The sequence below is a fragment of the Trinickia sp. genome, assembly GCF_051953955.1.
Classification (GTDB): Bacteria; Pseudomonadota; Gammaproteobacteria; order Burkholderiales; family Burkholderiaceae; genus Trinickia.
This window is the reverse complement of sequence record NZ_JBQCIF010000116.1, coordinates 19,366-37,836: the sequence shown is the minus strand read 5'-3', so window position 1 is coordinate 37,836 and position 18,471 is coordinate 19,366. Positions and strand designations below refer to the sequence as shown.

At 64.5% G+C, this 18,471-nt stretch carries 17 protein-coding genes; 11 read left to right on the top strand and 6 right to left on the bottom strand.

From position 1 onward, the window contains the following. Positions 1 to 4: 4 nt before the first annotated feature. The 3 genes from ACTHNZ_RS21495 (at position 5) to ACTHNZ_RS21485 (ending at position 4,215) form a co-directional block, all read left to right on the top strand. Positions 5 to 1,591, top strand: a complete 1,587-nt coding sequence (locus tag ACTHNZ_RS21495) for a 3,4-dehydroadipyl-CoA semialdehyde dehydrogenase (RefSeq protein ID WP_440544605.1) — start codon at positions 5 to 7, stop codon at positions 1,589 to 1,591. 152 nt (positions 1,592 to 1,743) lie between these two features. Continuing rightward, positions 1,744 to 3,357 carry a benzoate-CoA ligase family protein gene (locus tag ACTHNZ_RS21490; protein ID WP_440544604.1) on the top strand — a complete coding sequence of 538 codons (1,614 nt, stop codon included), beginning with the start codon at positions 1,744 to 1,746 and terminating at the stop codon, positions 3,355 to 3,357. Between the two features lie 9 nt (positions 3,358 to 3,366). After that, complete coding sequence (locus ACTHNZ_RS21485; protein ID WP_440544603.1) at positions 3,367 to 4,215, top strand: alpha/beta fold hydrolase; 849 nt, start codon at positions 3,367 to 3,369, stop codon at positions 4,213 to 4,215. 171 nt (positions 4,216 to 4,386) lie between these two features. Here the strand turns inward: ACTHNZ_RS21485 and ACTHNZ_RS21480 are convergent, their stop codons facing one another. Beyond that, positions 4,387 to 5,127 carry an AraC family transcriptional regulator gene (locus ACTHNZ_RS21480; RefSeq protein ID WP_440544602.1) on the bottom strand — a complete coding sequence of 247 codons (741 nt, stop codon included), beginning with the start codon at positions 5,125 to 5,127 and terminating at the stop codon, positions 4,387 to 4,389. Positions 5,128 to 5,253: 126 nt separating this feature from the next. Between ACTHNZ_RS21480 and ACTHNZ_RS21475 the strand changes: the two genes are divergently transcribed. The 7 genes from ACTHNZ_RS21475 (at position 5,254) to ACTHNZ_RS21445 (ending at position 10,250) form a co-directional block, all read left to right on the top strand. After that, complete coding sequence (locus ACTHNZ_RS21475) at positions 5,254 to 5,790, top strand: peroxiredoxin-like family protein (RefSeq protein ID WP_440544601.1); 537 nt, start codon at positions 5,254 to 5,256, stop codon at positions 5,788 to 5,790. Between the two features lie 92 nt (positions 5,791 to 5,882). Beyond that, positions 5,883 to 6,158 carry a formaldehyde-responsive transcriptional repressor FrmR gene (gene frmR / locus ACTHNZ_RS21470; protein WP_440544600.1) on the top strand — a complete coding sequence of 92 codons (276 nt, stop codon included), beginning with the start codon at positions 5,883 to 5,885 and terminating at the stop codon, positions 6,156 to 6,158. Positions 6,159 to 6,220: 62 nt separating this feature from the next. After that, positions 6,221 to 7,330: an S-(hydroxymethyl)glutathione dehydrogenase/class III alcohol dehydrogenase gene (locus tag ACTHNZ_RS21465; protein WP_440544599.1), complete on the top strand. Its 1,110-nt coding sequence runs from the start codon at positions 6,221 to 6,223 to the stop codon at positions 7,328 to 7,330. Between the two features lie 43 nt (positions 7,331 to 7,373). Continuing rightward, positions 7,374 to 8,204 (top strand): S-formylglutathione hydrolase, encoded by an 831-nt coding sequence (fghA, locus tag ACTHNZ_RS21460; protein ID WP_440544598.1) that lies wholly within the window; start codon positions 7,374 to 7,376, stop codon positions 8,202 to 8,204. Positions 8,205 to 8,292: 88 nt separating this feature from the next. Further along, positions 8,293 to 8,484 carry a hypothetical protein gene (locus ACTHNZ_RS21455; RefSeq protein WP_440544597.1) on the top strand — a complete coding sequence of 64 codons (192 nt, stop codon included), beginning with the start codon at positions 8,293 to 8,295 and terminating at the stop codon, positions 8,482 to 8,484. 117 nt (positions 8,485 to 8,601) lie between these two features. After that, complete coding sequence (locus tag ACTHNZ_RS21450) at positions 8,602 to 9,783, top strand: acyltransferase family protein (RefSeq protein WP_440544596.1); 1,182 nt, start codon at positions 8,602 to 8,604, stop codon at positions 9,781 to 9,783. 110 nt (positions 9,784 to 9,893) lie between these two features. Then, positions 9,894 to 10,250 carry a 5-carboxymethyl-2-hydroxymuconate Delta-isomerase gene (locus ACTHNZ_RS21445; protein WP_440544595.1) on the top strand — a complete coding sequence of 119 codons (357 nt, stop codon included), beginning with the start codon at positions 9,894 to 9,896 and terminating at the stop codon, positions 10,248 to 10,250. 54 nt (positions 10,251 to 10,304) lie between these two features. Here the strand turns inward: ACTHNZ_RS21445 and ACTHNZ_RS21440 are convergent, their stop codons facing one another. After that, a complete protein-coding gene (locus ACTHNZ_RS21440) occupies positions 10,305 to 10,874 on the bottom strand; it encodes a hypothetical protein (protein ID WP_440544594.1) in 570 nt (189 codons plus the stop codon). A 199-nt stretch (positions 10,875 to 11,073) separates the two neighbouring features. Between ACTHNZ_RS21440 and ACTHNZ_RS21435 the strand changes: the two genes are divergently transcribed. Continuing rightward, positions 11,074 to 12,138 (top strand): permease, encoded by a 1,065-nt coding sequence (locus tag ACTHNZ_RS21435; protein WP_440544593.1) that lies wholly within the window; start codon positions 11,074 to 11,076, stop codon positions 12,136 to 12,138. Between the two features lie 38 nt (positions 12,139 to 12,176). Here ACTHNZ_RS21435 and ACTHNZ_RS21430 read toward each other — a convergent pair whose 3' ends face one another. Genes ACTHNZ_RS21430 through ACTHNZ_RS21415 form a run of 4 tightly spaced genes read right to left on the bottom strand, consistent with a single transcriptional unit; the run spans position 12,177 to position 18,444 of the window. Further along, positions 12,177 to 14,360 (bottom strand): HlyD family efflux transporter periplasmic adaptor subunit, encoded by a 2,184-nt coding sequence (locus ACTHNZ_RS21430; protein WP_440544592.1) that lies wholly within the window; start codon positions 14,358 to 14,360, stop codon positions 12,177 to 12,179. Continuing rightward, positions 14,345 to 15,709, bottom strand: a complete 1,365-nt coding sequence (locus tag ACTHNZ_RS21425) for an efflux RND transporter periplasmic adaptor subunit (RefSeq protein ID WP_440544591.1) — start codon at positions 15,707 to 15,709, stop codon at positions 14,345 to 14,347. Before ACTHNZ_RS21425 ends, ACTHNZ_RS21430 begins: the two co-directional genes overlap by 16 nt. Continuing rightward, the gene (locus ACTHNZ_RS21420) at positions 15,706 to 16,596 is read right to left on the bottom strand and encodes an efflux RND transporter periplasmic adaptor subunit (RefSeq protein ID WP_440544590.1); all 891 of its coding nucleotides are present in this window, start codon (positions 16,594 to 16,596) and stop codon (positions 15,706 to 15,708) included. Before ACTHNZ_RS21420 ends, ACTHNZ_RS21425 begins: the two co-directional genes overlap by 4 nt. A 36-nt stretch (positions 16,597 to 16,632) precedes the next feature. Beyond that, positions 16,633 to 18,444: a TolC family protein gene (locus ACTHNZ_RS21415; RefSeq protein ID WP_440544589.1), complete on the bottom strand. Its 1,812-nt coding sequence runs from the start codon at positions 18,442 to 18,444 to the stop codon at positions 16,633 to 16,635. Between the last annotated feature and the right edge of the window lie 27 nt (positions 18,445 to 18,471).

The window sequence follows — 18,471 nt, the reverse complement described above, 5'->3', positions numbered from 1 at the left end:
CATCATGACCGAACGACTGAAGAATTACGTAGCCGGCCAATGGCGCGACGGCAACGGCCCGGGAACGGTACTGACCGATCCCATCACGGGCGAAGCGCTCGTCAGCGTGTCGAGCGAGGGTCTCGATCTCGATGCGGCGTTCCGCTTTGCGCGCGAAACGGGCGGTGCGGGTCTGCGTTCGCACACCTACGCATCGCGCGCGTCGATGCTCGGCGAAATCGCCCAGGTCCTTCAAGCGAATCGCGACACGTACTACGACATTGCCTTGGCCAACTCCGGCACGACGCGCAGCGATTCGGCCGTCGATATTGACGGCGGCATCTACACGCTCTCGTGGTTCGCCAAAAATGGCGCAACGCTCGGCGACGCATTCGTGCTGCGCGACGGCGCCGATGTCTCGTTGTCGAAGGATCGCTCGTTCGGCGTTCGACACGTCTGGACCCCGACGCGCGGCCTCGCGCTCTTCATCAACGCATTCAACTTTCCGGCATGGGGCCTTTGGGAGAAAGCGGCGCCTGCCCTGCTCTCCGGCGTTCCCGTCATCGTCAAGCCGGCGACCGCGACGGCATGGCTCACGCACCGAATGGTCGCCGACGTCGTCGCGTCGGGCATCTTGCCCGACGGTGCGCTTTCGATCGTCTGCGGCAGTGCGGCCGGCCTGCTCGATCGAATCGATGCATTCGACGTCGTGTCGTTCACAGGCTCGGCGCAAACCGCATCAAAGCTGCGCACCCATGAGGCATTCGTATCGAGAGGCGCGCGGCTCAACGTCGAAGCCGACAGCCTCAACAGCGCGATTCTGTGCGGCGACGGCGCACCGGGCACCGAGGCGTTCGAGCTTTTCGTCAAGGAAGTCGTGCGCGAGATGACCGTCAAATCCGGGCAGAAATGCACCGCGATTCGTCGTGCGTTCGTGCCGCAGGCATGGCTCGACGAAGTGCTCGCGGCGCTGTCGGCACGACTGGTGAAGATCAGCGTCGGCGATCCGCGCAACGAATCCGTACGAATGGGGGCGCTCGTGAACCGGGCACAGCTCGAGGGCGTCAAGGCCGGCATCGCGGCGCTGTCGCGGGAAGCACGCCTCGTTTTCGACGGCCGGGCCGTGCCGCTCGTCGATGCCGACCCCGACGTCGCGGCCTGCATCGCCCCGCACTTGTTCGTCGTCGACGATCCCGACACGGCGCAGTGCATGCACGACGTCGAAGTCTTCGGCCCCGTCGTCACCGTCGCGCCTTATCGCCTCGCGACGGAAGCGATGCCCGAAGCGCATGCCGTTCAGTTGGCACGGCGCGGAGGCGGTTCTCTGGCGGTCTCGGTCTACTCGAACGACGATGCGCGCGTGGGCGCCGTCGCGCTGGAACTGGCCGATACACACGGCCGCGTCCACTGCATCACGCCCTCGGTGCGCGATAGTCAGACGGGACACGGCAACGTCATGCCGATGTCGCTGCACGGGGGCCCCGGCCGTGCCGGCGGCGGCGCCGAATTGGGCGGATTGCGCGCGCTCGAGTTCTATCACCGGCGAGCGGCCGTTCAAGCGTCGTCAATCGCGATCGAAAGCATGACCGGCATCGCGAACCTACCCGCGTAGCCGTAGCCGGCACGGTGCGCCATGCGCGCGAGTGAGCCCCGTCACGCGCGCTGCGCGTTCCCGCAGCGACACGGCGCCCGGCGAACGAGACGACCGAAGATCAAGCCGAACATCAAGCCGAACATCAAGACCAGGACGGAGACGAAGCACCCATGGACACTCGCACGACATTGCCCGCCGGCGCGGATGCGATCCCGGCCCCTCCCGCGCAATTGAATTTCGCCTCGCACGTATTCGCGCTGAACCGGTCGAGGGCGCAAAAGCCCGCCTACGTCGACGACCACGGCGTGACGACCTATGCCGAGCTCGAAGCGCGCGCCAGGCGATTCGCGTCCGCGTTGCACACGCTCGGCATCCATGAGGAAGAGCGCATTCTGCTCGCGATGCACGACTCGTCCGATCTTCCCGTCTCGTTCCTCGGCGCGCTCTATGCCGGCGTCGTGCCGGTCGTGGTCAATACGCTGCTCACCGCGCCCGACTATGCTTACATGCTCGCGCACAGCCGTGCGCGAGCGGTCGTCGTCTCGGCGCCGATGGTGCCGGTGTTCGAGGAAGCGCTCGCTCGAGCGCAGCTGGACAGATGCATATCGATCGTTTCGTATCGCCATGAGGCCGGCACTGCCTCGCGAGCACCGGGCCTCGACCTGGAAACGCTGATCGGCGAAGCGCAGCCTCGCGCGGACGGCGCCCGCACGAACGGCGACGACATTGCATTTTGGCTCTATTCCTCGGGCTCCACGGGCAAACCGAAAGGAACGGTGCATACGCATGCCAATCTCTATTGGACCGCCGAGATGTACGCGAAGCCGATACTCGGCATCCGCGAAAGCGACGTCGTGTTTTCCGCCGCCAAGCTTTTTTTCGCCTATGGCCTCGGTAACGCATTGACGTTTCCGCTGTCGGTCGGCGCGACGACCGTGCTGATGGCCGAGCGCCCGACGGCTCAGGCCGTGTTCGCTCGCCTCGTCGAGCATCGGCCCACGATCTTCTACGGCGTGCCGACGCTCTACGCGAGCATGATGAGCGCACCCGATCTCCCGGCGGCAGCCGACGTTGCGCTGCGCGTGTGCGCATCGGCCGGCGAAGCGCTCCCGCGCGAAGTCGGCGAACGGTTCACGCAGCATTTCGGCTGCGAGATCCTCGATGGGCTCGGCTCCACGGAAATGCTGCACATCTTCCTCTCGAATCGCTGCGGCGACGTGCATTACGGCACGACGGGCACGCCGGTTCCCGGCTACGAGATCGAACTGCGCGACGAGAACGGACGTCTCGTTCCCGACGGCGAAGTGGGCGATCTCTTCATCAAAGGGCCGAGCGCGGCGCTCATGTATTGGAGCAATCGCGAGAAATCGCGCGCGACGTTCCTCGGCGACTGGGTGAAAAGCGGCGACAAATATCGGAAGCTGCCGAACGGATGCTACGCTTATGCCGGCCGCAGCGACGACATGCTCAAAGTGAGCGGACAATACGTCTCGCCGATCGAAGTCGAGATGGTGTTGACGGCGCACGACGCCGTGCTCGAAGCGGCCGTGATCGGCGTCGAGCAAAACGGCCTCGTGAAAACGTGCGCGTTCGTCGTGCTCAAGCCTGGTCAGGTCGCCAGCGATGCACTGACTCAAGAAATGAAAGCGTTCGTCAAACAGCGTCTCGCGCCGCACAAGTATCCGCGCGAGATTCTGTTCGTCGACGATCTACCGAAAACCGCGACGGGGAAGATCCAGCGTTTCAAGCTGCGCGAGCGCACGCAGCAGCAAACACAACCGTGACCGTATCCGATGAATACGCGTTTAGCTTCCTCGACTCCCTCCACTCCCGACGACATTCGGTTCGCGATGCTCGCGGCGCACGGCCCACGCGGCCCGCTGACGATCGAATACCAATGGATCGATGCCGAGCGCACGGATGCGCCTATCGCGCTATTCCTGCACGAGGGGCTCGGCTCGCTCGCGATGTGGCGGGACTGGCCGCGGCAGCTTTGCGATCGGCTCGGCATGCGCGGGCTCGTCTATTCGCGGCCCGGGTATGGGCAATCGACACCGCGCCCGCACGGTGTGAAGTGGCCCGTCGATTTCATGGCGCATCAGGCGCGCGATGTCTTGCCCGCCCTGCTCGATGCGCTCGAAATCGGCGAGGAGGAACGGCGGCGCATGTGGCTGATCGGCCATAGCGACGGCGGCTCGATCGCGCTCTTGTACGCCAGTGCATTTCCGCGGCTGTTGCGCGGCGCCGTGGTCATCGCGCCGCACGTCTTCGTCGAGGAGATCAGCGTTCGCAGCATTGCGCAAGCCAAGGCGGCATACGAGCGAACGGACCTGCGCACGAAGCTGAGCCGCCATCACGCCGACGTCGATTCGGCCTTTTACGGTTGGAACGACATTTGGCTCGATCCGGCGTTCAGGGCATGGAACATCGTCGGCGAACTCGGCTCGATCGCTTGCCCCTTGCTCGCCGTGCAAGCGCACGACGACCACTATGGAACGATGGCCCAGATCGATTCGATCGCTCGGGCAGTGAATGGGGCACGGTTGTGCAAGCTGCCCGAAGGCGGACACTCGCCGCATCGGGACGCGCCGCAGGCGCTGAACGATGCGGTAGTGCAATTCGTTTCGCGGATCGGACGTTAGCCGGCCGGCGCGGCTTGCGCGCCCACCACGGGGCTCAGGTCGCCCGCCGCCACGCGCTGCGTGATGCAGCGCGAATCTCGGACAGCACAGGGAAAACGGGATGGGACCGTTCCCATTCGGGTTGCGGAGCGATGGGAGTTTCCCGCTCGGCATGAGCCCCGAGCTGTCGTATTAATCACGCAGTTCGTCCACCGGTGAGCGGCCGAACTCGCGTTGATAGGCCCGCGAAAACGCCTCGGCGCTCGAGAAGCCGACGCGTCGTGCGACCGCTTTCACCTTCGCGTTGCCGCGACGCAATTCGCGCTGCCCCAAGTGGACGCGCCACCGCGTGAGATAAGACATCGCCGTCGTGCCGACGACCTTCGGAAACAGCGCCATGAAATGGCTGCGGGAAAGGCCCGCCCTATGCGCCAGCTCATCGACGGTCCAGGCACGCGCGGGCGACTCGTGCAGGGCCACGAGCACCGGGTGCAGCGCGGGGTGCGCCAGCCCCGCCAGCAGACACGGCCGGGTACTGCCGCCTTCGATCGCCGCCCTCAGCATCATGAGAACGATCACTTCGCCGAGCCGATGCAGGGCTTGTTGATGGCCGCAGCGCCGATCCGATAGTTCGTCGAGGAAGGCATGCGCGAGATGACGCAGGCGGGGCTGCTCGTCATCGACGATCAGCGAGAGCGTGTCGGGCAGCGAATTCAAGAGCGGGTTCTCGGTGCCGCCGAACGACACCGCCGCTGCGACGATCGTATTCGCCGGTGCGTCACCACCGCGCACGACGAGACGGATCTCCGCCAACGCGCCCGTCGGCCCCTGGAGCAGATACAACATCGAGGCGCCAACGCCGCGAACGCCGTTTTGCGCGGGCGCGCTCACTTCCAGCGGGAAGGCATCGAAGAAGGCAGAGAGTCGGTCCATGCATCGTCCGCATTGCAGATTTTGAATCATGATATTTGGACTTTTCATGACTGTAAATATCGGAAACTCGCTAGGCCGTCTCAGGAAAATCGCAGGAAAATCTCTTTCGCCATCAAGGAGGCACCCATGCTCGTCCCTCGCCAAACCGCCCCCGCTCTTTCGCTCGAAACGCTCGCGCATGGCCGCTTCGACTTGGCCGACGAGCGCCCTGAACGAATGACGCTCGTTTGCTTTTACCGAGGCTTGCACTGCCCGATCTGCGCCAGCTATTTGAAGGAACTCGAGCGACTCACCCCCGCCTTCGCGGAGCGCGGCGTGAACACGATCGCGATCAGCACGGACGACGAGACGCGTGCCGGCGAAATGGCGCGCAAGGTGGGCGCAACGCAACTGCGCATCGGGTATGGCCTGCCCCTGGACGTTGCGCGCCAATGGGGGCTCTACCTTTCGGCGTCGCGCGGCAAGACGTCGATCGGCATCGAAGAGCCGGCTCTCTTTTCGGAGCCTGGCGTGTTTCTGATTCGGCCCGATCGCACGATCTACTATCTCTCCGTACAGTCGATGCCGTTCGTGCGGCCTTCGTTCGCCGAGATGATCCAGGCGCTCGATTTCGTCATCAAGCATGACTATCCGGCGCGCGGCGAATATGTCGGGGCGATCTAGGCGCCATCCCCGACGCAAGGCGAAATGGGACTTCCCATACTGGGTGGCAGTATGCTACCTTCATGCTGCCCACGAGTATCGACCCCACGACGATGCCACACACCGCTGAAGAAAAGAAACGCGTTCTGGCCCGTGTCCGCCGCGTAAGAGGACAGATCGACGCGCTCGAGCGCGCGCTCGAGGAAGGCGCCGACTGCGGCCCGATTCTTCAGCAGATTGCGGCCGTGCGCGGCGCCATCAACGGCTTGATGGCCGGGGTGCTCGAGAGCCATCTACGAGAAGAGTTTGCGCACGTCGCGCAAGCGGATGGCGCGCAGCCAGGGGCGATCGATGACGTCGTCTCGCTCGTGCGCTCCTATCTTCGTTGATCCCATTGAGCGGCCGTCGAAACGGCCGGCTGGCTTCCCCCTCTTTCGCCGAAAGGACTGACATGAAATCACGTGCTGCCGTTGCGTTCGGGCCTGGCAAACCCCTCGAAATCGTCGAGATCGACGTCGAACCGCCTCGCAAGGGCGAAGTGCTCGTCAAGATCACGCATACGGGCGTCTGCCACACCGATGCGTTCACGCTTTCGGGCGACGACCCCGAAGGCCTCTTCCCCGCTGTGCTCGGTCATGAAGGCGCGGGCATCGTCGTGGAAGTCGGCGAAGGCGTGACGAGCGTGAAGCCGGGAGATCACGTCATCCCGCTTTACACCGCCGAATGCGGCGAGTGCTTGTTCTGCAAGAGCGGCAAGACGAACCTGTGCGTGTCGGTGCGTGCAACCCAAGGCAAGGGCGTGATGCCCGACGGCACCACGCGCTTCAGCTACGACGGCCAGCCGATCTATCACTACATGGGCTGCTCGACGTTCAGCGAATATACGGTCGTGGCCGAAGTCTCGCTGGCCAAGATCAATCCGGACGCGAACCCCGAACAGGTTTGCTTGCTCGGCTGCGGCGTCACGACCGGCCTTGGCGCGGTGAAGAACACCGCCAAGGTGCAGGAAGGCGACACGGTAGCCGTGTTCGGTCTAGGCGGCATCGGCCTCGCGGTCATTCAAGGCGCGAAGCTGGCCAAGGCCGGCCGCATCATCGCGATCGATACGAACCCCGGCAAATTCGACCTTGCGCGCGTGTTCGGCGCAACGGATTGCGTCAACCCGAAGGACCACGAGAAGCCGATTCAGCAAGTGATCGTCGAGATGACGGGCTGGGGCGTGGACCACAGCTTCGAATGCATCGGCAACGTCAACGTCATGCGTGCCGCGCTCGAATGCGCGCATCGCGGCTGGGGCCAGTCGGTCATCATCGGCGTCGCGGGCGCGGGGCAAGAGATTTCGACGCGTCCGTTCCAGCTCGTGACGGGCCGCCGCTGGCTCGGCACGGCGTTCGGCGGCGTCAAAGGCCGCTCGCAGTTGCCGGGCATGGTCGAAGATGCCATGGCCGGCAAGATCCAACTGGCGCCGTTCGTCACGCACACGAAACCGCTGGCCGAAATCAACGAGGCGTTCGATTTGATGCATGAGGGCAAGTCGATCCGCACCGTCGTTCATTACTGAGCTGAGCCTGAGTGCCCAACGATTCATGCGAGGCCCAAACGATATGGAACGTATCGAGCGACATGCAAGTCATGGTGGATCCCAGGAGGTGTGGAAGCACGCCTCCTCCACCCTTCAGTGCGAAATGCGCTTCGGTGTCTACTTGCCCGAGGCCGCCGTGCGCGGCGAAAGATGCCCGGTGCTGTATTGGCTATCGGGCCTCACGGGCACCGAGCAGAACTTCATCACGAAGAGCGGTGCACAGCGCTATGCCAATGAACATGGCCTCATCGTCGTTTCGCCGGATACGAGCCCCCGGGGCGACGATGTCGCCGACGATCCGGCTTACGATCTCGGCAAAGGCGCGGGTTTCTATCTGAATGCCACGCGGCAGCCGTGGGCTAAGCACTATCGAATGTACGACTATGTGGTCGACGAGCTGCCTGCGCTGATCGAGGCAACGTTTCCGGCAACGGACGCGCGATCGATCTTCGGGCATTCGATGGGCGGCCACGGCGCCTTGACGATCGCCCTGCGCAATCCGGGCCGCTATCGGAGCGTGTCGGCGTTCGCGCCGATCGTCGCACCGAGCCAGGTGCCGTGGGGCGAGAAGGCATTCTCGGCGTATCTCGGCGACGACCGCGAAGCGTGGAAGCAATACGACACGGTGGCATTGTTGAATGCTGCCACCGAACGGCTGCCGTTACTGGTCGATCAAGGCGATAGCGACGAGTTCCTGGACAGCCAGTTGAAGCCCGAGCTCTTGCGCGCGGCCTGCGAAGCGACGGGGCATCCGTTGGCATTGAACGTCCGTGCGGGCTATGACCACAGCTACTACTTCATCGCCAGTTTCATCGGCGAGCATGTTGCCTACCACGCGAAAGCACTGCGCTGAGCCAGGGCTTGGCGCAGTTGGGCGCGGCGTCCACGATGCGAGTATCTTTCTCGTCATGGACGTCGCGAACTGAAGCGGGTACTCGAAAATGAACTATCAAGTCAGCTATGAGCATAGCCTGAAGAGCGCACCGAGCGATTTCATCGTGCACGTACCGTGTCAGCTCATCGAGAACGTGCCGGACGACATCCCTTTCGCATTGCTCCCCGAATTCATCACCAATCTCATCCTCAGCCGCTCTCCGCAAATCGGAAAGATTCGTGAATTGCGAATTTTGTAGGCCGTAGGCGATTTTCGGTCCCGGCCGGATACCGCGCAGGTTCCGGCCTGTTTCTTGCGCGCTCGTCCGCTTCTCACGCACCGCGGTGTTTTGTCCAATCATTGCCGAGGAGAGAGGATGCAGCGAGGAAGAATCTCCGGTCTCGACCAAGCTCGATCTATTGCCATCATCGCCGTCGTCGCGGTTCACCTGTCCTTTCAATTCCCACACCTGCCGCCATGGGCCACCGTGCTGGCCCGCATGGGGCAATACGGCGTACAGTTGTTCTTCGTCATCAGCGCGGTCACGATCTTCATGACGCTCGATGCCGATCGCAAGCGTTACGAAGCAGCGAGCCATGTGACGGCACGGTTTTACATCAAACGGTTCTTTCGCATTGCGCCGCTCTACTACGTCGCGATCGTGGCGTATGGCGCAATGAGTTGGTACACGTACAATTTTCAAGCCGATCACGCTTCGATTCTCGGGCCGCACGACATCAGCGACGTCATTCTGAATCTGCTGTTCGTGCACGCCGTCTCTTCCTCGGCCATCAACAACGTGGTGCCCGGCGGGTGGTCGATCGGCGTCGAGATGCTGTTCTATTCGATCGCACCGATGATCTTCTTTTTCGCGACTTCGAGGGCGCGGCTCGTCCTGTTGACCGCCGCACTGGTGCTCGCGTGCGCGGTTTTCGTGGCCGCCGGTGCTTGCGGTGGTGCGCTCGAATGCAACGTGAAGAACAATTCTTTCTTCTACTTTTGGCCGCCCGTGCAGGTGCCTTGCTTTCTCGTCGGGATTTGGTGCTGGGCGCTGTTTCGGCCTTATTTGACGGGGCGAGCCAAACTGGGTCGCCCCGCAGCCGGAATCGCGCTGGGCATCGCGGCACTGTGCGCGCTGACGACCGCCGCATGCGGCGTATGGAGGGGGCTTGCCAATGAATATGCGCCTGTCGTCGCGGCGTGCGGGTCCGCCGCGGTGGTGCTGCTCTGCTGCTCGGCGGCGAGCCAGCGAACCGTCGGGCGCATCGCGGGTGCCATCGGCCGCGAAAGCTACGCCATCTATTTATGGCATTTCGTTTTCGCGTTCGAGGCACTTTATCTGTTCAAGGATTCCCGCATGCTCGCCACGCACGGGCCGCTGCTATCGCTCGCGGTGTTCGTCCCGGTACTGGCAGCGACGCTGGCTGCGTCCTACGCGCTGTCGCGGCTGACCGACATACTGATTCAGCGGTACGCATCGCGCTTCGCGCGCGCGCTGCTCGAACGTGTCGATATGACGTTCGCATTCAGGCGCGATGCGTCCGTGGGCGTTAAATAGCCTTGTCGTCCGCTTCGGCGATCGACGATGAGGCGCGGGGGTGGTTGCTCGGCGAGGTGACGTGCACTATCCTCGCCGTTTCACACCTGCCGATTCGCCGAGACCGCCTCATGCCCCATCTCACACTGGAATATACGGATAATTTGCCGGCGCTCGACGCGCGTGACGTGCTGCTGGAACTGAACCGCACGTTGGTTGAATCCGGACACTTCGAAGAGGCCGATATCAAAAGCCGAGCGATCAAACTCGACACGTTCGTCGTCGGGACGTCGAGTGACCGCCGGGCGTTCGTGCACGTAAAACTCGCGGTGTTGAGCGGACGATCGCCGGAAACGAAACGAGCGCTTTCGGAAAGCCTCTTGCTCGCGCTGAAGAAGTTCGGCGAGCCGGCCACGGGCGGCGAAGTCCAGCTCTGCGTCGAAGTCCTAGATATCGATCGCGGGAGCTACGCAAAGGCCGTTTCGTAAAGAGACGTTCGTTGCGAAGCAGCAGCGCTAGCGGGTGAACACGCGCGCGCAGCCTCAATCCGCAAACACGTATCGCCCGTCGAGCTTCTTCGGCGACATGAAGACGAAGTCCGGAAACAGCCGTTGCCGGACGAACCATACGTAAGCGCAGACCGCTACGCCGATCGCAAGCCCGATCGAGGTTGCCGTCGGATTCTCCGAAAAGCCTTCGAGTTGCCGCGGCATTTGGACGATCGCCAGAATGATGAACGCGTTGTATGCGCCGGCAATGTTTTTCGTGAACCCCCATACGAACAAGGCGGCAACCGCCACGACGATCGCGCCGAAGACGAGGCCGAACGTCACGGACGTCGTGGAAGCAAGGAAAATAGCCGTGGCAACGGCCACCAGCACTTGAAGATAGCCAATTGCGATGACGGCCCTGCGGTGCACTTTGTTCTGCGCGCAGCGCTGCGGGTCCACATGCGAGGCGATGAAGCGCGCCAAAGCGCGATCCTTGACGCCCCGGCCCGATAGCGCCGCGAACACATCGCACTTCTTGGCGCCGGCCGACAGCATTTCGGTCACTTTCAACCGCACTTCTTTCTTGGTCATCGCTTGCGTCATGTTCGTCATGTTCGTCATATTCTTGTCCTTGGCCGCGAAAGAACGATGGTCCTTTCAGCGATGGGGTCTCTCGAGGTTGCCCGGTAGGGCATTGGCGGCTCGAACGGCCTGTCCGAGCAGCACGCAATATTAAACGACATCCGCCTGCGCCCTCCCTCGCCGCTCGCGATAAAATTCCTCGCTGCGCGAAATCACACCTTCTCAAAATCGCCCCCCAATGAACTCGCCCGCCGTCAAAAACCGTCATTACCTAGCCGGCCCGGCCGTCCTGCTCACGATCGCCGTATGCGGCCTGTTCTACGTCAAATGGCTGCCCTACTACAACCGCGCGTTCGTGGCGGCAAGTCATCATGCGATCGGCAACTCGATTCTGATGGGGACGGCGGAAGCTCCGCCGCCGGCGTCGTGGAACGCCGCCCTCAGCTACGCGCTCGCCTACGGCAAAGCGATCTGGCAGGCGATGGTGCTGGGGCTTTTGCTCGGCTCGGCCGTGCAAGCCTTGATCCCCTCGCGCTGGGTCCTGCGTGCGCTGGGTAAAGGCGGCTTCGGCAGCGTGATGACGGGCGCGGTCATGTCGTTGCCCGGCATGATGTGCACCTGCTGCGCGGCGCCGGTCGTCGCGGGACTGCGCGCGTGCCGCGCGGCGCCCGGCGCGGCGATCTCGTTCTGGCTCGGCAATTCGCTGCTCAATCCGGCTACGCTCGTATTCATCGGTTTCGTGCTCGGTTGGCAATGGATGGGGCTTCGCCTCGCGCTCGGTCTTGCACTGGTGCTCGGGATCGGTTATCTCGTCGATCGCATCGCGACGCCCGAAGAGGCCGGCGAGGCGCAGCAGGTACTCGATCAGAACCGGATCGAGGGCGACGACGATACCAGCGGCATGTTCGTGCGCTGGCTGAAGATCCTCACGCGCATGAGCGCCCGCCTCATCCCCGAATACGTCGTGCTCGTGTTGCTGATGGGCGCCGCGCGCGCATGGCTGTTCCCGCACATCGGCCCCGGCATCGATGCGAGCCTTCCTTGGATCCTCGCTTTCGCCGTCGCGGGCGCGCTGTTCGTCATTCCGACCGCGGGCGAAGTGCCGATCATTCAGGCGATGCTGTCGCTCAGCATGGCCACGGCGCCCGCTGCCGCGCTGCTGCTGACGCTGCCGCCGATCAGCGTGCCGTCCCTCGCGATGCTCGGCCGGTCGTTCCCTCCGCGAATCCTCGCGCTGACCGGTGCATGCGTCGTGATGGGCGGGGTCGTCGCAGGGTTGATCGCCATGGCTGCCGGCCTTTGATCGATCGGTTACGGGAAACGCTGCTGCCTAGAGGTGGCCTATAGCTGACTCTCGCTGATCAACACCGCCACGGCCCGGCGATAGATCTGCCCCAGCAGGCTCGCCCGGTCGCCTTCGATATCGACTTCCCCACGCAGGCGCCGCCATGCCTTCACGCCTGAATCGCGCGGTACGAGCACGGCGCGATAAACGGCCGTTTCGGGAATGAGCTTGTTGTCGGCCCCCTTGCGCACGGCAACGCCACCGCCGTAGACGGACGCCAGCTCCGTCACGTCGAGCACGCGCGCGGAAGTCGTCTGCACGCTCGAAACGACGAGATCGACAGGCGGATCGCCGTTTTCGGGAAAAAATCGCGCATGTGCACCGGGATGCACGCGAGGCAGATCGGCCTCGCCGACGAACGCGTCGACCGCGGCCGAAGACGGATCGATCAGCATCGCCAGGGCCTCTCGCCGCGGCAGCCACTCGCCGTCGCGCATCGGCGGCACGTCGGTGACGACACCGGCGAACGGCGCGCGAACGGTCAGCAGCGCCTCCTGCGCGGCAACCTGATCGACCGCCGCGATCGCACCCTGCAGTTCCTGTTCGCCGACGGCGATCATGTCCGCCTGCTCGGGATCGAACGCCTGCCCTTTCATTCGGCTTTGCACGCCCGCCAGCGCTGCGAGCGCGGTGGCCTTGCGATAGGCGACGGTCGGCGACGCGAGTTCGAAGATCGGCTGGCCCGCCGCCACGCGAGTGCCGTTCGCCGTTTGCGCCACGAGCTGCCCGGGCTCGGCCACGTAAAGCGTCGCCTGCTTGGCGGCGCGCATCAATGCGGGCGCCGAGACCTCGCGCCGCCACGGAACGACGAACAGCAAGAGCGCCGCGGCACAGCAAGCGATCGTGACGAGCGCGCGCCGATCCGGCCGGCGCGTGCCGAGTCGGGCATGCCACACGCGAATCTCGCCCACGATCGGCCGGACGAGAAACCAGCCGATCTCGACGCACATCAAGAAGATGCCGAGCGCCTTGAACGCCTTGTGATAGACGACGAGCGCGATTCCAAGAAAAAGCGTGAAGCGGTAAACCATGCATGCGAGCGCATAGGCGATCAGGATGCGCTGCTTGTTGCGGGCAAACCGCTCGGGCGGCGGATCGCCGAGCCCGAACAACGTCTCGCGCATCCACCAACGGCCCATTGCGAATCCGCGCTCCTGCAAGTTCGGCACCTCGAGCCAATCCGAGAGCAGGAAATAACCATCGAAGCGCATGAGCGGATTGACGTTGATCGCAATCGTCAGCAGCCAGGTGGAGCTAGATAGCAGGAAAGCGCCCGTGCGCAACGCGCCGTCGGGCAGAATCGACCAGGCGAGCGACGCGAAGACGGCCAGCGTCGTTTCGGCCAGCATCCCGGCCCCATCGATCGCGAGCCGCTGCCGGCGATCGGTCAAGCGCCAAGCATCGGTCGTATCGGTCCACAGAACCGGCCAGAGCACGAGAAACGCGACGCCCATTGAAGGCACGCGGCAGCCCATCCGCTTGGCCATCACGCCATGGCCGATTTCGTGGACGACCTTCGCCGATGCGAGCGCGAGCCCGACGAGCGCGGCGCCTTGCAGCGAGAATAGATGCAGCAGACTGTGCGTATAGGCGTCCCATTGCCGGCTGATCAGATAGAAGCCGAGCGCGGCGAGCAAGGCGAGCGCGACCGCGAAGCCTCGCGTGAATATCCATTCGAGGCGCGGCACGACGGCCGACAACACGCGATCGGGGTTGACGAGGCGCACCTTGATCGATAGATAGTTCTTCAGCAGCCAGCGCGCCGGCGACAATCGTTCGGCGGCACGCTCGGCCGCGAAGCGCTGAGTCGCACCGGCGTCGACCGGTGCGGTCAAACCGGCGCGATAAAGGAAGCTCAATACGTCCGTCACGTCCTGCGGCGTCGCGCGTATCGTCGTCTCCGCCGAGATCGAGCGCGCGACGGCGCAGGTGTTGCCCAGCGCCCAGCGCGCCAGCACTTCGAATTCGAGCCAGCCGATCCGCACGTATCGATGCCGCGCCGGGTCATGCAGCGTCCACGTCGGCTTGCCGTCGCTACTCGCCGGCCCCGGCATCAGCTTCAGGTCTTCACGCAGCGCAGGCAAAACGACGGGCGGGACACCGCCGGCCTCCATAGCGGACGCGGGGGCAACGACTTGCACCGCGTCTTCGCGCGGCATCTCGCTCAGATCGACAGCCATTCGCGCAACACCGTCAAAGGACGCCGGAGCAGCCAAAGCACGAGCGCGCGGCGCGGCCCGTAGATCTTCGCCGTGCCCTTCAAGCCGAGCCGCAGCGCCGACGCGTGATCGAGCGAAGCGCGAAACGCGTACGACATCACACCGTCGGCCGTGACCGTCGTCGAATAGCTCGCGAACGTGAGCTTGCCGTAAGCGGGCTCGTCGGGCCGAAGATTGCTGAAGAAAACGACTTCGGCACCGGGGTTGAACGATACGACCGAGCTCGCCGGCACCTCGATCTGCAACTGCGTGCGCCGGGGCGACGCGACCACCATGATTCGCTCGCCGAGCACGACGGGCTTGCCGATCCACTCGCTGCTGTCGTCGAAGATCGCCACGCCGTCCACGGGCGCCGTGATCTGCGCGCGCCGCAGCATGTCTTCGTCATAGGCCAGCTCCGCCTGATCCTGATCGACCTTGCTCGCGAGCATGGCGAGCCGCGCCTTCGCGCGATCGTCGCTCATCGCCTGCTGCGACGTGTCGGCATACTCCTCGCGCGCCATGTCGAGCGCCTTCTTGGCCACCTCGTAGCGAGTCTGCAATTGTGTCTCGTCGAACGCGACGAGCGGCTGCCCCGCGTGCACCGCCTGATTGGGCTCGACGCGCAACGCGCCGACGACTCCATCGAACGGCGCGCGCACGGGCGCGGGATCGATCGGCACGACCTCGGCCGGGGCGAGCACGGATTCGCGCACCGGAAAAATCGCGATCACGAGCAAGACGGCCGCGGCAATCGCGAGCGGCCGCTTGCGGGCAGCCAGTTGCTGTGCGATGCCCGGCTTGCGCGCGCGCTGATGCAGCAGCAAGCTCTGAGCGTAAGTGCCCGCCAACGCCTCCAGCAGTTGCCGGTCGCTATCGGTCCACGCATCGGCGCGGCCGAGCAGCAGATAACCGACCGGACCGGTATCGCGCCATCCGAGCGGGCACAGCATCGCCTCCGCCGGAAACCATTCCGGCCATTCGCTCGCAAGCGGTGCCGGCAAATCGGCCGGGACGACCACGCGCGGCGCGCGCGCACCGTCGGCATCGCCCGCGTCGTCGCGCGTCAAAGCGGCGAATACGCGCTCGAGCCAAATGTAGTAAGGGCCGCCGCGTTCGCTCGATGCCACGCCGGACAGCACGAGCGACTCGTCATCGAGCGAACCGCTCTGCCACAATGCGGCCTGCTGATACGGCACGACACCCGCCGTCTCGTTGACGATCAAAAAACCCAATTCCTCCCGCGCCACCGCGCGGGCGCGCCGCTCCAACTCGAGGACGGCCCCGAGCCGCAACAGCTGATAGTTCAGCGCGCTTGCAGGCGAATTCATTGCCGCGACGTCAAGGCCACGCCGGCAGGCGGCGTAAATGCGGCATGCCCGCTCATGCCGGGCAGCAGCGTATCCGACGGGTGCTCGAGATGCGCGTAGACCTTGACCGACCGGCTCACGGCATCGACCTTCCCCGAAAGCCGCGAGAGCGTGGCGGCGTAAGTCTTGCCCGTTTCGTCGATCGTCACCTTGAGCGGACTGCCCGGCTTGAGCCAAGACAGCCACATGGACGGCACGATCATCTCGAGTTCGAGGCTCGCGTCGCTGAGTACTTCCAGCAGCGGCGCGCCCGTTTGCAGATACTGATAGTTGTGCGTGTAGACGGCCGAGACGCGGCCGCTGAACGGTGCGGTGACCGTGCAATTCCCGACGAGCGACTGCGCCGCCTGCACATCGGCGGCGGCCTGCTTTTCGTCGGCCGCGGCGACTTCGTACTCGACTTGGCTCGACGTGCCGAGCGCGCGCAGGCGCTGTTTGCTTTCGTTCACGGACTTGCGGCTTTCGAGCACCGCGCGCGCGTGGGCCAGCGCCGCTTCCTTCTCGCCGCAATCGAAACGCGCGAGCGCCTGCCCCTGCTTGAACCGATCGCCGTCGCGCAGCGGAAATTGCGTGAGCCGCCCGGACATCGGCGCGCCGATCGTCGCGATCGTCTCGGCAACGAGTTGGACGCGGACGTCGGGTGGGGCCGATTGGGGCTGTGCCGACGGCGCGGCAGCCGGCATGTGCGGGGCAGCCGCGACCGGCAACGCGAGCGGCTTCGGTGCGGGTATCGGCGCCGGTGCGGGCGCCTGCGCAGCAAGCGCGGCTGCGACGCCCGCGACGCTGATCGCGGCGGTAAGCGCCAGGCGTTTCCCCGTCTTCAGGGCGCGTGGGTGATGCACTTTCATAGTAGTCCTAATCGTCTGTCGTCGGGCGCTCGGCGCTCACCGCGCCGCGATGGTGTTGTTCGATGCGGCCGCCACCGGCACCGCGGAGGCCGGCGCGGCAGCGCTCGGCTTCGCTGCCGCCGCGGGTGCCGCGCTCCCGTTCACGCCGTTCACGCCGTTCGCGCCGCTTGCACCGCTTGCACCGCTCGCTGCCGCGAACGTGGAAGCCGCGGGCAGCACCATCGCGACGTCGGGCAACTGTCCCGCTTCCCAGCCGGCGATCGCAGCCTTCACCCGCTCGCTCAGCTTGGCGAGATCGTCGGTATCGGCGCTCGGCGGCACGAGGTCCACGCCCACCGACGTGTAGAGGTTCGTGAGCGCCGTATGCACCTGGGCGATCGTGCGGTCGTAGCTGAATTCGGCCACCATCGAAGCGAGATCGCGCCGAATGCGTTCCGCCTCCGATTCTTCCTGCGCCTTGGCCTCGTTGGCGGAAGCGACGCGGATCTGCTGCTCGACGTCGTTGATCTGCTTGGCGATGTCGAAATCCTCGACCGCGGCCAGATATTCCTGGTAGCTGAGATTGACCTGAGTGAGGACCGCGACGCTGAGCGCGAGGCGGCGCTGGCGCGAAACCTCGACGGACGCCTTCGCGGCCGAAATCGCCTTCGGCCCTTCGATCAGATTGACGAGATTGAACGTGGCATTGACGCCGAGCTGCGCCCAATTCGGGTTGTACAGGTACCGGTTGCTGTCGTAGTTGAGGCTGCCGAGCACACCGACGCCCGGCATCATCTTGACGATTTCCTTGTACACGTCCTGCTGATCGATCTTCTCCTGGTACGCCTCTTCACGCAACTCCGGACGCATGGCGAGCCCGAGCGCCTCGAGCTTGCGCGGATCGACCTTCGTGGCCGTGCCGGCGTAGTCGAGATCCATCGGCGCGAATTCGATCGGCGCGTCGGTCGGCACGTCGATCAGCGAGGCAAGCTGCACGCGGGCCGTGTTCAAGTCCGTCTGCATGCGACGCAACTGGCCCACCACCGAGAGCATGTTCTGCTGGTAGTCGAGCCCTTGCAGTTGCGGCACGAGCTTCTGGCGGCTCGCCTCGCGCGAGTTCTCGAGCATCTTGTCGGCTTCGGCGAGCAGCGGCTTCAGGCGTGGCAGCAGGCGATCGGCGGCAACGGCCTTCCAATACGCTTCCTGCGTGCTCTTCACGATGTCGTCGATGACTTTGCGGCGGCGCTCGACGGCGGCATACGTACGGAACCCCTGCTGTTTGGCCTGAAAGTAGCTGACGCCGAGATCGAGCAGGTTCCAGGACAATTCGAGCGAAGCCGTCGCGTGCGATGGTTGCTCCGAGAACGAGTACTCGAGCGATTGCTGCCGCGTGAGCTCCGAAACGCTTTCTGCCGCATTGTCGTTGTTGCGCCACGTGTAGCCGGCGTTGGCCGCCAGGCGCGGCAACATCTGGGCAACGGCGAGATCGAGTTGACGTTCCTGCAGCGTCTGCTCCGTCTTCGCGAGCCTGGCGTTGTAGTTGTACTTGAGCGCGCGCGAGATCGCGTCCGACAGGGTGAGCGGCCGTGTGAGCGGCACATAGGTCGAGTACAGCGTCTTGTAGTCGTCCTGAGCGCGCTGGAAGTGCTCCTGTTGCGTGATCGGCTCGGGCTTGATCGCACAGGCGGACAACACGGCGGCTGACAGCACCGTCAGGCCGGTGAGCCGCACCGCAGCGACCACGCGCTCGCGCGCCCGGTGCGCGTTCGCCCTCGTCTTTGCATTCGCACTTGCCCCGTGCACGGTGCGCGCCGAGCACACCATCCCCTGCAGCCCCGCATCGCGGCGGCCAAAGAATCCGTTTTTCATTCTTGCGTTCGCTTCGTTGATGTTTTC